The organism is Schaalia georgiae DSM 6843 (assembly GCF_000429245.1).
GTDB lineage: Bacteria > Actinomycetota > Actinomycetes > Actinomycetales > Actinomycetaceae > Pauljensenia > Pauljensenia georgiae.
This window is the reverse complement of sequence record NZ_AUBM01000006.1, coordinates 387135-400258: the sequence shown is the minus strand read 5'-3', so window position 1 is coordinate 400258 and position 13124 is coordinate 387135. Positions and strand designations below refer to the sequence as shown.

The 13124-nt window shown below is 71.0% G+C and carries 12 protein-coding genes and 1 pseudogene; 10 read left to right on the top strand and 3 right to left on the bottom strand.

Annotated elements, in window-relative coordinates; genetic code table 11:
- The first annotated feature begins 4 nt into the window (after positions 1-4).
- Both G447_RS0101805 and G447_RS0101800 read left to right on the top strand, forming a co-directional pair.
- Positions 5-1495: an alpha/beta hydrolase family protein gene (locus tag G447_RS0101805; RefSeq protein ID WP_026429816.1), complete on the top strand. Its 1491-nt coding sequence runs from the start codon at positions 5-7 to the stop codon at positions 1493-1495.
- Positions 1492-2202, top strand: coding sequence for a hypothetical protein (locus G447_RS0101800; RefSeq protein WP_026429815.1), 711 nt, complete (start codon positions 1492-1494; stop codon positions 2200-2202). Before G447_RS0101805 ends, G447_RS0101800 begins: the two co-directional genes overlap by 4 nt.
- Before the next feature lie 138 nt (positions 2203-2340).
- On the opposite strand, the gene purB is transcribed toward G447_RS0101800, so the two are convergent.
- On the bottom strand, positions 2341-3801 hold the full coding sequence (gene purB / locus G447_RS0101795; RefSeq protein ID WP_026429814.1) for an adenylosuccinate lyase: 1461 nt from the start codon (positions 3799-3801) through the stop codon (positions 2341-2343).
- Positions 3802-4094: 293 nt separating this feature from the next.
- Between purB and G447_RS0101790 the strand changes: the two genes are divergently transcribed.
- A complete protein-coding gene (locus G447_RS0101790) occupies positions 4095-4370 on the top strand; it encodes a hypothetical protein (RefSeq protein ID WP_026429813.1) in 276 nt (91 codons plus the stop codon).
- On the top strand, positions 4367-5689 hold the full coding sequence (locus G447_RS0101785) for a lipase family protein (protein WP_034475914.1): 1323 nt from the start codon (positions 4367-4369) through the stop codon (positions 5687-5689). The genes G447_RS0101790 and G447_RS0101785 overlap by 4 nt, the downstream gene beginning before the upstream one ends.
- A gap of 4 nt (positions 5690-5693) precedes the next feature.
- Here the strand turns inward: G447_RS0101785 and G447_RS0101780 are convergent, their stop codons facing one another.
- Positions 5694-6086 carry a phage holin family protein gene (locus G447_RS0101780; RefSeq protein ID WP_005870056.1) on the bottom strand — a complete coding sequence of 131 codons (393 nt, stop codon included), beginning with the start codon at positions 6084-6086 and terminating at the stop codon, positions 5694-5696.
- A gap of 64 nt (positions 6087-6150) precedes the next feature.
- On the opposite strand from G447_RS0101780, the gene G447_RS0101775 reads away from it, so the two are divergent.
- Together G447_RS0101775 and G447_RS0101770 are read left to right on the top strand one after the other, a co-directional pair.
- Complete coding sequence (locus tag G447_RS0101775) at positions 6151-7206, top strand: histidinol-phosphate transaminase (protein ID WP_026429810.1); 1056 nt, start codon at positions 6151-6153, stop codon at positions 7204-7206.
- Between the two features lie 475 nt (positions 7207-7681).
- Positions 7682-8905, top strand: a complete 1224-nt coding sequence (locus G447_RS0101770; RefSeq protein WP_243442279.1) for a hypothetical protein — start codon at positions 7682-7684, stop codon at positions 8903-8905.
- Positions 8906-8948: 43 nt separating this feature from the next.
- Here G447_RS0101770 and G447_RS0101765 read toward each other — a convergent pair whose 3' ends face one another.
- Positions 8949-9872: a YwiC-like family protein gene (locus G447_RS0101765; protein ID WP_051226188.1), complete on the bottom strand. Its 924-nt coding sequence runs from the start codon at positions 9870-9872 to the stop codon at positions 8949-8951.
- A 148-nt stretch (positions 9873-10020) separates the two neighbouring features.
- Here G447_RS0101765 and G447_RS11870 point away from each other — a divergent pair.
- The 4 genes and pseudogenes from G447_RS11870 to G447_RS0101750 form a co-directional block, all read left to right on the top strand.
- Positions 10021-10208 (top strand): annotated as a pseudogene (locus tag G447_RS11870) (bile acid:sodium symporter family protein); the annotation flags it as partial.
- Positions 10209-10349: 141 nt separating this feature from the next.
- A complete protein-coding gene (locus tag G447_RS0101760; RefSeq protein WP_005870008.1) occupies positions 10350-10592 on the top strand; it encodes a hypothetical protein in 243 nt (80 codons plus the stop codon).
- Positions 10576-12201: an Eco57I restriction-modification methylase domain-containing protein gene (locus G447_RS0101755; RefSeq protein WP_034475911.1), complete on the top strand. Its 1626-nt coding sequence runs from the start codon at positions 10576-10578 to the stop codon at positions 12199-12201. Before G447_RS0101760 ends, G447_RS0101755 begins: the two co-directional genes overlap by 17 nt.
- The gene (locus tag G447_RS0101750; protein ID WP_026429806.1) at positions 12202-13119 is read left to right on the top strand and encodes a XamI family restriction endonuclease; all 918 of its coding nucleotides are present in this window, start codon (positions 12202-12204) and stop codon (positions 13117-13119) included.
- The last annotated feature ends 5 nt before the right edge of the window (positions 13120-13124 follow it).

Below are 13124 nucleotides of genomic sequence, written 5' to 3'. Positions count from 1 at the left end.
GCACATGGCCGCAAAGCGACGGGCGCGCGCCTCGCGCCGCAGACGCCGCCGCTACCACTCCCTGCGCCGGGTCCCCCAGGCCTACTCCGGCATCTACCTGCGGCTGCGCCTGGCGCCCATCATCCCCGGGATCGCCGCCACCATAGCGGTCGGAGCCGCCGCCGACGCCCAGTTCCTGCCCGAGGGCGCACGCCAGCGGGCCCGCGCCAGGGCCGACGCGATGGGCGGCGCCATCTCGGAGGAGGCGCAGAAGGTGTTCTTCGACCAGCCCGGCCTGGACACCCTGGTCGTCCGCTCCCTGGCCCACGCCGCCCGGCGCCTCGCCTTCCTGGGCCGCCTGTGGGCGCGCGCCGCCATCGCGGTGGGGCGCGACCGCGATGGGCGCCTGGCCGCCTCCCTGCCGCTCATACCCAGGCGCGGCTTCGACGCGCTCATGACCGGGATGCTCACCGTCGGCACCGCCGTGGGGATCTGGAGGGGCGGCGGTGTCAACACGCGGATCATCAGGGACTCCACCGCCGATCCTGCCATGCTCGAGCCCCCCGGGGGGCACCCAGAGGCGCAGATCCGCCGGGCGGCGCCGCCGGAGTGCCTGGCCGACCTGTGCGCCGACATCGACGAGCTCTACTGGGCGGCCACCACCGGGGCGGTCATCAAGATCTGCCGCGTGGGGACGGGAGAGGCGCGCCGGTGGCTCGTGTCCATGGTGGGCACCGAGAGCATGCAATTCGGCTCCTCCCACAACCCCGCTGACATCGAGGCGAACATCCGCCTCATGCTGGGCCTCGACTCGGCGATGGGCGTCGGCCTAGTGGCCGCCCTCCACCGCGCGATGGCCGCCGACTCCGTCCCCGAGGAGCAGTGGAGCAGCGAGCCCGTCCTGGTGTGCGGCCACTCCCAGGGGGGCCTCGTCGCGTCGGTCCTGGCCTCGCGCGACCCCTCCGAGTCCGGCGTCAACGTAGTGGGCATCCTGTCCACCGGGGCGCCCAACAGGCGGGTCGCCGTGCGCCCGGACGTCACCATCATCGCGGTCGCGCACGACCAGGACGTCGTTCCGAGTATGGACGGCAGCCCCGACCGCTCGCCCGACCGCAGGGTCACCGTCGGGAGGACCCTGGTGCGTCCCCGCAAGCGGCCCCTCTACTACGCGCACTCGTCGGCCACGTACACCGAGACCGTGCGCCTCATGGAGCGCCGGGCGGCCGTCGCTCCGTGGGACCGCCTCGGAAAGGCGGTCGCCTCTCTGCGGGCCATGCTGCCCGCCCCGGGCGAGGAGGTGCGCGTCACCCACCACGAGATCTGGCAGGACCTGCTGGAGCCCACAGCGGTGAGCACGTGGAACACCGTGGCCTCCCTGGAGCGTGCCGACCCCCGCGCGGTCACCTACCCCATCGACTACGAGGGCGCCCGGCCGATCTCGGCCACGGCCCGCGGCATCGGAGCCGCGTGGCGGGCGCTTCGCAACACGGCTCTGAGAGGAGTGAAGGGACTATGAACGAGCAGACCCCCTGGCGCGAGGTCCGGCGTTGGATGCGCGTATCGACTCCGGTCAACAAAGCGGGCGCAGGTGGAGCGACCCGTCGCCTGCCCCAACTGGCAGGGCCGCTGGTCATCGGCGCGCTCGGCGTCGGGGCCGTGGGCGCGGGCATCGCCTGGCGGGCCCTCGCCACGACCCGGGGCGGGGGGCTGGCCCAGCGCTTCGAGGCCATCGTGTGGTCCGCGATCGACGAGGCGGGGGCCGGACCGCACCCGGGGGGAGGCGCGCACCATGGGCGTGGATCGCGCGCCACCAAGGGGCCGCGATCGGGCGGTGCCCCCCTGTCCGCCAGTGGGGCGGGATCGGACGGCGGGAAACGCAAGGGCGCCCGGGGCGGTGCTGCCCGCGTCCTCGTCGAGGTCGGCGAGGGTTTCGGGCGGCCGAGCCTGGTCAGCGCCGACATTATCGTCGCCGACGGAGGCGGCGGGGCAGTCCCGATGCTCGACCGGGTCACCCGCGCGCTGTGGGACAACCCCGAGATGGCGCCCGTCAACGTGCGCGCCCGCGTGCTGCAGTCCACCGGAGGGGAATTGGAGGAGCCCGGCGCCCAGTCCGAATGCCTGGCGGATATGACGACGATCGGTTTCGCCGACGAGATCGCGCGGCCCGACGAGCTCTTCGCCCGCTACGGCGCCCCCGCCTCGGACCCCGCCTGGAGGCCGTGACCCTGGCCGGGGAGTTTTGAAAGCGAAGTTGAGTTCTCAAAGGGATACCGGCGCTTTGCAAGCGTTATAACACTTGCGAAGTGTGGTATCGCTTGCAAAGTGCGGCATCGCTGTGAGGATCGGCCCCGTCCCGCCTCTTCAGTGCTCCCAGTGGGCCAGGCGCGAGGACAGGCCCACGTAGGCCGCGGGCGTGAGCGCCAGCAGGCGCTCCTCCACCTCCGCGGGCAGCCCCAGTCCGGCGATGAAGTCCCCCATCTCGGCGGCCCCCACCTCGTGGCCGCGTGTGAGCTCCTTGAGGCGCTCGTAGGGGTTCGCCATGCCCGTCGCCCCGGCGATCGCGGCGGCGCGCATCGCCTGCTGCACCGCCTCGCCCAGGACCGCCCAGTTGGCGTCGAGGTCGGCGGCCATGCGGTCGGCGTCCATGTCGACGCCGTCGAGGCCGCGCACCAGGTTGTCGTAGGCCAGGACCGCGTGCCCCATGGCGACGCCGACGTTGCGCTGGGTCGTGGAGTCGGTCAGGTCGCGCTGCATTCGGCTGGTGACCAGGGTCGCGGCCAGGGAGTCGAGGAGCGCCGCGGACACCTCCAGGTTCGCTTCGGCGTTCTCGAAGCGGATCGGATTGACCTTGTGAGGCATCGTCGACGAGCCGGTGGACCCCTGCGCCGCGAGGTTCTGGTGGAAGTAGCCCATTGAGATGTACGTCCAGCAGTCGGTCGCCAGGTTGTGGGCGATGCGCCCCGCTCGGGCCATGTCGGCGTAGAGCTCGGCCTGCCAGTCGTGGGACTCGATCTGGGTGGTCAGCGGGTTCCACGCCAGGCCCAGGCCCTCGACGAAGGAGCGGGAGACGGCCGGCCAGTCGGCCCCGGGGACCCCCACGACGTGGGCGGCCCACGTGCCGGTGGCGCCGTTGATCTTCCCCAGGTACTCGGTTGCCCCGACACGCGCGATCTGCCGGCCGAAGCGGTGGGCGAACACCGCCATCTCCTTGCCCATCGTCACGGGTGTGGCGGGTTGGCCGTGCGTGTGCGCCAGCATGGGGACGTCGGCGCCCGCGCGGGCCAGGCCGATGAGGCGCTCGTGGAGGGAGCGGGCCGCGGGCAGCCACACCTGCTCGGTCGCGGCCTTGATGGTGAGGGCGTAGGCGAGGTTGTTGATGTCCTCCGACGTGCAGAAGATGTGGACGGCCTCGCGCAGGCCGGGCAGGCACGTGCCCTCCCCGAGCGCTGCTGGCGCTGCCTCCAGGTGCTCGCCGATCAGGTACTCGACGGCCTTCACGTCGTGGCGGGTGACGGCCTCTAACTGGGCGAGCCGTTCGATCTGGGGCCGGCCGAAGGAGAGGGGCAGGGCCCGCAGGTAGTCGCGTTCGGCGTCGGTGAGCGAGGGGGCACCGGGCAGGACGCGCCCGTCGAGCAGGTGGACGAGCCATTCGACCTCAACGTGCGTGCGCGCGCGGTTCAGGCCCGCCTCGCTGAGGTGGTTCGCCAGCGGCGACACCGCTGCCCGGTAGCGCCCGTCGAGTGGGGAGAGGGGCTCGCCCCCGGCCGCGAGGTCCTGGTATCCGTGGGAGGGGGAGAACAGCGTGTTCTGATCGGCGCTCATGCTCCCATGATCCCAGACGGCGGCCCCCGGTGGCCGCAGTGTCCGCGCGGGTCGTCCCTCCGAGGCGCTGCGTGTTGGACCGTGTGGGCGGCGCGTGGCAGGAACCGGACCGCACGGCCGCCTGCGTGAGGGCGGGCACGTGGGCGCTGCGGGCCCAGTGCGCGCGCCATCCACAGGCCAGCGGCACGGCCTCCGTCCGTCCACAGGGGCGGCCACGCGGTGTGCGCTGCGCGTGGCCGCCCCCCTACCGTCGGAGCCGTGGCCCCGAAGGGGGCCGGAAGAGGAGGAGGACCATGGACGCCGCGAACAGGGAGGATTTGGACGCGATCTTGTGCCAGGCGCTGTCGGGTGTCGAAAAGGCGCGCACTGAATTGCACTCCGCGGTGCCACCGGGATGGCGGGGCGGCGCGGCCGCGCTTTACTCGGGGAAGGTCACCCGCGTGGGGGCCGATCTGATGTGGCTGAGCGGCACCATCTCGCAGGCGATGGACGCCGCCAGGTGCGAGGCGCAGTGGGCGCCCCAATCGACGACCGACCGGGAGCTGGGCGGCTTCGGGGGCGCACGATGAGCCCCGTGCACCGTGTGGACCCGGACGACCCCCGGTTCCTCGAGCCGCAGGTGGTGGTGGGCGCCCTCACCGTCAATACGGACGACATGCTGGCGGCCCGCAGCGTCTTGGCCGACTTGTCCACGGGCATCGGCGGCGTGTGGCGCACGCTGGAGCACGCCCGCCACGCGGCGGAGGCCATGAGCGCCGAGCGCCCGGCCACGGCCGCCTCAGTCATGGCGTTCATCGACCAGGCGGACGCCCAGAGCCGCGCGGTGATCGCGACCCTCAACGATATGCGCCAGGCGATGGAGTCCAGCGCCGAGTACTACGCCGCCGCCGATTCGGAAGCCTGTTCCAGGGGGGTCGGCGCCTCGTCCGCCCGGGGCCTGGCGGGCGCCGTCGGGAAACTCAGCGGATTCGCCACCAGGGGAAACTACGGGGTCGTGGTCGTCGACGAGGCGGGGAACCGAGCTTTCACGGCCAACCAGTGGGGGGCGGCGCAGCCCCAGGACCACACGGCGGAGCGCGTCGCCGCGACCGCCGCCGCCCTGGGGGGCGCCTCGCACGAGTACGACGTGCCGGACGGGGCGCGCCCCAGCGCCGACGTGCTGCGCTCCCTCGATGGGATCTCCCGGGACGAGGACGCCGGGCGCGTCGTCATCGAAGAGCACGTCAGCATCGTCGACGGCGAGGAGGTGCGCTCGTGGACCGTGGTTCTCCAGGGGACGCAGAACTGGGACCCGGTTTCACGCAACCCCCAGGACCTCCAGACGAACCTCCAGGCGGTGGGCGGACTGGCGTCCGAGCAGCTCGACGCCGTGAAAACGGCGATGGAGATGGCGGGCATCGGCCAGGGGGAGCCCGTCGAACTCGTCGGGCACTCCCAGGGCGGCATCATCGCCGCCCAGCTCGCCTGCGACGCGGCTTTCGCCAGCAAGTACGCGATCACCAATGTCACCACCGCGGGCTCGCCCATAGCGGGCTACGCGCCCAGGGGCACCCCGGTCCTCGCTCTGGAGAACGACCGCGACATCGTGCCCGGCCTCGACCTCTCGCCCAACCAGCTCACGGAGAACGTGACAACGGCCACCTACCATGATGCCGCCTACGACCGGCAGTTGGGGATCGAGCGGTCCAGCGCCCACGACGCGAGCGGCTACGGCGACCAACTCGAGTACTCCCTGAACAACGGCGAGTCCGCCCAGGGGCCGATCGCGTCCTACGAGGAGCGGAGGAACCGGGCCCTCGGCCTCAACGACACGACCCGGACCACCGTCCACTCCTACGCGACCAGGCGCGTGTTCGAGCCGCCCAAGGAGGTCCCGCCGATCCTGTGACGCCTCAGCGCCCGCCCCTGCGGTCGCCCGTGTCCAGGACCGCGACGACCGCCGACGACACGACCGCCGTGATGACCGCGCCGAAGAAGCACGACCAGAAGCCGCCCGTGTGGAAGGGGAAGCCCAGGGACGTCGACAGCCATCCCGTCAGGGCGAACATCGCGGAGTTCACCACGATCGCGAACAGTCCGAAGGTGAGCAGGTAGAGGGGGAAGGCCAGGAAGCTCACCAGTGGTTTGACCAGGGAGTTCACCACCGTGAACACCAGGGCGATGGCCGCCAGCAACAGCAGCGACTCGGTCATGGAGGCGCCCTCGGCGATCTCCAGCGACGGCACCAGGCGGGTCGAGACCCACAGGCCCGCCATCGTCGCGATGAGTCGGAGTACGAATTCCATGGGCCCACTCTTGCACACCGGGACGGGGCGTGCACGGCAGCGGGCGATGCGGTAGGACTGGCATATGACGACTCTGCCGATCCGCCCCGAAGTGCTCGCCCTGCCCCGCTACGTCCCCGGCAAGACGCTCCAGGGCGCGCAGAAGATCTCCTCCAACGAGATGCCCTGGCCGCCCGACCAGCGCGTCGTGGAGGCCGCCGCGGCGGCGCTGGGGGAGGCGAACCGCTACCCGGATCTCACGGCCGCCCCCGTGCGCGAGGAGCTGGCCCGCGTCCTCGGCGTGTCCGCCGGGCAGGTGTGCGTCGGCACGGGCTCCTCCGCGGTCCTCGTCGCCGCCCTGTCCGCCGTGTGCGCGCCCGGAAGCGAGGTCGTTTTCCCGTGGCGGTCCTTCGAGTCATACCCGATCGCCGCCCCAACGGTCCACGCCACCCCCGTCCCGGTGCCGCTGGCCCCCGACTCCGGCCCCGACCTGGGCGCCCTGGCCGACGCGGTCACGCCGGCGACCCGGGCCATCATCGTCTGCTCGCCGAACAACCCGACGGGCGTGGCCCGCCCGGCCAACGACATCGCAGCCATGGTGGAGCGCGTGCCGCCCTCCGTCCTGGTCATCATCGACGAGGCGTACATCGACTTCGCGACCGACCCGGCCATCGCCCCGTGCACGGACCTGGTCGGCGCCCACTCCAACGTCCTCGTCATGCGGACATTCTCCAAAGCCCACGCCCTGGCGGGGCTGCGCATCGGCTACGGGCTGGGCGACGCGGGGCTCATCGACGCGGTCCAGGCGCTACTGGTCCCCTTCGGGGTCAGCGGCCCCGCCCAGGCGGCCGCCCTGGCCTCCCTGCACACCGGCGCCCCCACGCGCGAGGCGGTGCGGGCCGTCACGCGCGAGCGCGACAGGGTCGTCCCCCTGCTGCGCCGAATGGGCTACGACGTGCCCGACTCGCAGGCGAACTTCTACTTCCTCAAGGGCGAGGGCGCAGGTTTCGTCGAGGCGTGCGCTGCCGCTGGACTGGTCGTGCGGCCCTTCCCCGAAGGGGTGCGGGTCACCGTCGGGACGCCGGAGCAGAACGACGCGCTCCTGGCGGCCGCGGGCGGGCGCACACCCGCTGCCCGGTGATGGGGCGCCCCTGGTTCTCGGTCCCAGTTCCCCGGGCCCAGGTCGTCGGGCGGTGCTGGGCCGTCACGTTGTCCGGGGCGGGTGTGCGCCCGTATTGGGGCGGGCGGCGGGTCATTGGGGCAGGAAACGGTGCATTGGGGCAGGTCATTAACCTGCCCCAATGTGGGCTAACCTGCCCCAATGGGCGGATCTGCGCTCATGCGCCCGCATCGCGAACCGATGACGGTGGTTCCCTGCCCCAATGTGCGTTTCCTGCCCGGCGCGCCCCGCTGGGCGCCTCTGACGAACTGCTGCTGTCATTGGCGCGCTGAGCGCCTCGTGCCCATCGCAGGCGCTCACAGCGGACCTGCGGTTTGGAGAACTGGTTGCGAATCCGCTGATAAGAACTCTATAATCAAAGAAGCCGGTCTGCCGATAGCTGTTCGGACTTCAGTATTGGGCACGGAACTACGATGAGGTGGGGTGTTGCGCTGACGTGACTGCTGTTGAAGTTGCACTTTTTGTCGCCATATTATTCCTGACTTTTGTCATTCCGCACTGCGTGTCCGTTCTGTGGTATTGCCGCAGCCCTCTCAGCAGAAGAGTGCGCGGCGCGGATGTGTCCGGAGCCGCTGGAGGTCTCCGGACTCTTTTCGGATTGTTTATGGGAAGGGATGTGCGCGGGTATAGGACCACCGAAACCAGTCAGGTCGACAATCTGATGCGCGTGGGGGAGTACCTCGCCGATGATGGTTTCTCATACAGTCGCTTGAAGAAGCTGTGGATTCGGTCTCGGCGCACCCGGGAAGACCAGCTGTTCCTCGAGGCTCTCGTTGACATCAACTATTGGTGCTATAGGCGACGGGAGCACTGGCTGCGGCACGGGGTCGAGGACGAGTGGCGCTTCAATGGCTCGTCAACTGGTGAGGGCGCTCCTGATTCGGAGCAGGGCCGCGCGCTGGTCCCAGAGTGCCTGGAACTCGATAGGGATGCCGCGCTGCGGGAGTTCGGCAGGATGATCAACCGCTACGAAGGAGCCTTGAGCTGTTGGAAATCGCTACAGCAAGGCGCTGTTGTGGAGAGCCCTGTTCAATTGTGCGCCGATTCGGTGTATCAGGCGCATATGCGCAGTCGCTTTGGTCCGTTTAACAGCCCGAACTCGGTGCGCCCGCATATCCTGTTGTCCACATTCGTCTCGAATGTGAGGATGGCGGAGTGCGCGCGCATCTTTTTCTTCCGCATACACTCGCGTCCTATAGGTGTGGGAGCCATCCTGTTCATCCTCGTGGTGCTTAAATTCTTAGCGCATGAGTTAAACGGGTATCTCATGTGGAACGAGTCCACCGGCGCCGGGGCGCGTGTGGAGGGGTTTCGCGCCCTGGAGGGATTCGGTGCCTCCCACCCCTGGCCGATGGTGTTCATCCTGTTTATAGCGTTCTCTATAACGACCTATATGTCGTTCCGCGACTACCCTCCTAGTTTTTACGGGTTCAACCGGATGAAGCACGCCTACCTGTCCCAAGAGGTCATCGCCTTTTCGTTCACTGTCGAATCGGTGTTACTGACGGTGGCGGCACTATCGCCGGACGATGGGGGGAATCCTTTGATGAAGGCAATGTGCTTCCTCCTCTACGTGGTGAATGGTCTGATCTGCATTTCTGTCAGATGGCGGATCAAGGAGGTGCTCGACAGTGCCCCGGCGAAGAGGGAGGACAGATGAGGTTCCTTGCTTCTGGTTCGCGCCGGCGCGCCCCGCTGGGCGCCTACGGCAGGACGAGGGCGAGGGTCAGGAGCCCCACCCACACGAACTCGAGGGGGCCGATGATCTTCGGGGGGAGGGGGCGCGCGCGGCGCTTGGACCAAGCGGGCATCGCCCACGCGCGGACTGTCATCGCCACCCACACGGGCACGGCCCACGCGCTGATGAGGCCGGCCTCCGCCAGGCCCGCCACCGCCGCTGTGCACAGGGCGTGGAAGAGCACGGAGCCGGTCACCCACCGGTGGTCGCCGCGTCCGCGCACCATGGAGCGCACCGTCGGCACGGTGCCCGCGAACTGCGCGCCGAGCACGCCGGCCGCCACCCACACGCGAGCCGGAACCGACCCGGGGAAGCCGCCCGACGCCGACACGGAGAACGCCACGGGCAACATGAGCGAGGAGGCGGCGATCGTCGCGAGGCGCGCCGGGATCGAGCGCTCCCGCCCGGCCCGCACCTCCCACAGGGCCACGCCGACCAGCGGCGCGAACCCCACCGCCCACCACGCCAGAGCGGGGCGGAAGGCGAGGTAGGCGCCCCCGGACGCCGCCGCGACAGCGCCGGAGGCCACGACCGCCCGGACGACGGCGCTCCTGCGCCGCTTGGGGGACTTCACCCAGTGCTCCACCGCGTTGAAGCACGCGAAAGCCGTGGTCCACGCGAAGCCCAGCACCAGGTGCTCCCACGTCGGGCCCCCCAGCACCGCGCCGATCACAATGGGCAGCACCGTCATCGGCCAGGCGCCGTGCTGGTCCGGGATCCACCCGTCGCGGGCGAGGGCGCGCAACCGGGAGGGGCGCCGTCGGCCGCCCTTGCCGCCCCGCCCCCTGCCCCGGGCGCCCGAGGGGGCCGCCCGGCGCGTAGAGCCCGAGGCGGCCTGGGGCGCGGAGGACGACGCCTCGGGGCCGCCCGCGCTATCCGATGTGCTCATGGGCCTGAGCCTACCGGGATAAGCTGTGAGATGGAATACCCGCGCCTTCACTAGGCGAGACGGGCGGGTCGAGGGCGTGCGATCGCAAAAGAATGGTCGCATGTCCCCAACACACGATTCTCCGCAGGCCCTCGACGGGCCCGCAGCGATGAGCAGTGAGGACCGCGGCGCGCGCATCGCGGTCACGGTCTTCCCCTTATCGTCATCGCGGCCTTCGTCGCCGGCCAGTACGTCATCATGCCCCTGGTGGGATTCGGCCTCGCCTGGGCGTTCCGCCTGCCCGACGCCGTCGCGGTCGGAGTCATCCTGGTGGGCTGCGCCCCGCCCGGGCCAGCTTTGCCGGCACCCTACGCCCCGCCCGGGGCGACCTTGCCGGCACCCTGCGCGCTCGGCGGCCCGTGCCCGCGGGCGGGTCGGCTTGACCAGGTGCAGTCGACGTAATAGCGTCGACTCCACCTGGAGCGGAAGGGGAGCGCAATGGGAGGGAAACGCCGCCCGCACAATGAGCTGAAGACCGCCATGCGCGCGTTCCTGGCGACCCTCGACGGGGATAGTGCCACGATCAGCCAGATCCGCGACGGAGTACGGCCCCAAGTCGGGGAGGCGCCCGCCTCGTCGTACCGCAGCGCCCTGCAGGACGAGCGCTACTTCGTGAGGGTCTCCCGGGGCGTGTTCCGCCTCCGGCGCCAGGGCGAGGACGCAGATGCCGGCGCCGTCTGAGACGATACGGGACGTGGAAGCCCCGACGACCCTGCAGTCCCTCGCCTCGCTGGCCCTCGCGCTCGGCGCCGACGGGGTCGGCCCGCTCAGCAGCGCCGAGAAACGCCTGGCCGCCCAGGCGCAGGGGCGCGTCGGCTCCGCCCTGGTCCGCTCCTTGCGCGAGCGGATACACGGGGGGGAGGACCCCCTGGGCGACTTCTACTGCGCGCTGCGCACGCCCGAGGAGCGCCGCCCCCTCGGGCAGACCTACACCCCGCGGCCCATCATCGACGCGATGCTCCGCTGGGCCGACGAGCACGGCTCGCCCGCGCGCGTCGTCGATCCGGGCGCGGGCTCGGGCCGGTACCTTCTGGGCGCGGGAAGGCGCTTCCCCGGCGCCAGGCTCCACGGATCGGACATCGACCCGGTCGCGACCCTGATGCTCCGCGCGAACCTGGCCGCCTCCGGGCTGGCCGGGCGCTCACAGGTGCACCTGGGCGACTACCGGCGCCTCCGGTTGCCCGCCATCGCGGGGACCACTTTGTTCATCGGCAACCCCCCCTACGTCAGGCACCACGGGATCTCGCCCGAGTGGAAGGCGTGGCTGCGCCGCACCTCGCGCCGCAGGGGCCTGGACGCGAGCGCCCTGGCGGGACTCCACGTCCACTTCTTCCTCGCCACCGCCGAGCACGGACGGCCCGGGGACTACGGGGCCTTCATCACGTCCTCGGAGTGGCTGGACGTGAACTACGGGAAACTGGTGCGCCAACTGCTCCTCGACGGCCTCGGCGGGGAGTCGCTGCACGTGCTCGACCCCGGCGTGCTCCCCTTCGCGGACGCGGCCACGACGGGCGCGATCACCTGCTTCCAGATGGGGGCGGCACCCTCTTCGATGCGGGTGAGGAGGGTCCGCTCGGTCGCCGACCTGGGCGCGCTGGACAAAGGCCGCGCCATAGGGCGCGAGCGCCTCGAGGGCGCGGGCCGCTGGTCCCTCCTGACGCGCCCGGCCCCCAAGCTGCCCGCCGGCTACGTGGAGCTCGGCGAGCTCTGCCGCGTGCACCGGGGGACCGTCACCGGGGCCAACGCCGTGTGGGTCCGGCCCGGCGCCAGCCCGGACCTGCCCGAACGCGTCCTCTTCCCCGCCATCACGCGGGCCCGCGAGCTCTTCGGCGCGGGCGCGCGCCTCGGCAGTCTCGACAAGCTGCGGCGGGTCGTGGACCTGCCCGTGGACCTCGACGTCCTCGACGCCGACGAGCGCGCCCTCGTCGACAGATTCCTGCGCGGCGCGCTGGCGCGGGGAGTCGACAAGGGGTACGTCGCGTCGAACCGCAAGGCGTGGTGGAGCGTGGGCCTGCGGGAGGCGGCTCCGATCCTCGCGACCTACATGGCGAGGCGCCCCCCGGCCTTCGTGCGCAACGACGCGGGCGCGCGGCACATCAACATCGCCCACGGCCTCTACCCCCGCCAGCAGATGGACGCGGTGGTGCTGGACAGGCTCGCCCAGTGGCTGCGCTCCGAGGTCTCGCTCTCCCAGGGGAGGGCCTACGCGGGCGGACTGGTGAAGTTCGAGCCCAAGGAGATGGAGCGCATCGCGATCCCCAGTCCCGAGATGCTCAGCGAGGGGGTCTGAATGGAGACGGTGGGCCCACCGAGGTGGAGCGAGGCGCAGTTCGAGCAGGACGCCGCGGCGGCGGTCCTCCAGTTCCGCGACACCCGGGTGCACGAGCCCCTCGAGTCCTACCTCCACCACTTCGCGCACTACCGCGGCCTCGTCGAGCGCCTCATCGACCAGACGGACGACCTCGCGCGCCTGGCGGAACGGGCCGTCGGGGTGCTGACGGACCCCGAACGGCTGACGGCGGTGCGCTACCTGGCCTCGCCGGCGATCAGCGAGGACGATCTGAAGGTCCTGGCTGACGCGGTCCTCACGCCCAAGCGCCTCGCAGCGGATCCCGGCATGGCAGGGCGGGTCGTCGGCACGGTGCTGCTGGGCCTGGACGGCGAGCGCTTCCCGTGGGTCGCGCAGGGCCGCCGGGCCACCGAGGAGGAGCGGAAGGCCGCAGTGGTGGCGACCGCGGCGCTCATCGCCACGCAGAAGGTCCAGACCGACCGCAGGAACGAGGCGAAACGGCGCCAGGAGGGCGCAGTGGCCCGTGCACTGCTCGACGCCGGCTTCACCGAGGTCCCCACGCCCGCGGTCGCCAACGTCTCCCACCTGCCCGACCGCGGCCAGTTCTGCGCCGAGGCGCTCTTCGGCAGCCGTAAAGCGGACCTCATCATCCGCCTGTGGGACGGACGCGTCATGCCCACGGAGTGCAAGGTGTCGAACTCGTCGACGAACTCCGTCAAGCGCCTCAACAACGACGCCGCGGTGAAGGCGCGGACCTGGCTCCACGAGTTCGGCACAGCCACATGCGTCCCCGCCGCAGTCCTCTCGGGCGTGTTCAAGGTCCATAACCTGGTGGCCGCGCAGTCCGACGGGCTCACCCTCTTCTGGGCGCACAGCCTGGACCGCATGCTGGCCTTCATCGACAGCGGGAGGCCCTGAAAGGA

Coding starts and splice junctions, on each gene's coding strand:
- G447_RS0101805 (WP_026429816.1), top strand. CDS start 5: ATGGCCGCAAAGCGACGGGCGCGCGCCTCGCGCCGCAGACGCCGCCGC.
- G447_RS0101800 (WP_026429815.1), top strand. CDS start 1,492: ATGAACGAGCAGACCCCCTGGCGCGAGGTCCGGCGTTGGATGCGCGTA.
- purB (WP_026429814.1), bottom strand. CDS start 3,801: ATGAGCGCCGATCAGAACACGCTGTTCTCCCCCTCCCACGGATACCAG.
- G447_RS0101790 (WP_026429813.1), top strand. CDS start 4,095: ATGGACGCCGCGAACAGGGAGGATTTGGACGCGATCTTGTGCCAGGCG.
- G447_RS0101785 (WP_034475914.1), top strand. CDS start 4,367: ATGAGCCCCGTGCACCGTGTGGACCCGGACGACCCCCGGTTCCTCGAG.
- G447_RS0101780 (WP_005870056.1), bottom strand. CDS start 6,086: ATGGAATTCGTACTCCGACTCATCGCGACGATGGCGGGCCTGTGGGTC.
- G447_RS0101775 (WP_026429810.1), top strand. CDS start 6,151: ATGACGACTCTGCCGATCCGCCCCGAAGTGCTCGCCCTGCCCCGCTAC.
- G447_RS0101765 (WP_051226188.1), bottom strand. CDS start 9,872: ATGAGCACATCGGATAGCGCGGGCGGCCCCGAGGCGTCGTCCTCCGCG.
- G447_RS0101760 (WP_005870008.1), top strand. CDS start 10,350: ATGGGAGGGAAACGCCGCCCGCACAATGAGCTGAAGACCGCCATGCGC.
- G447_RS0101755 (WP_034475911.1), top strand. CDS start 10,576: ATGCCGGCGCCGTCTGAGACGATACGGGACGTGGAAGCCCCGACGACC.
- G447_RS0101750 (WP_026429806.1), top strand. CDS start 12,202: ATGGAGACGGTGGGCCCACCGAGGTGGAGCGAGGCGCAGTTCGAGCAG.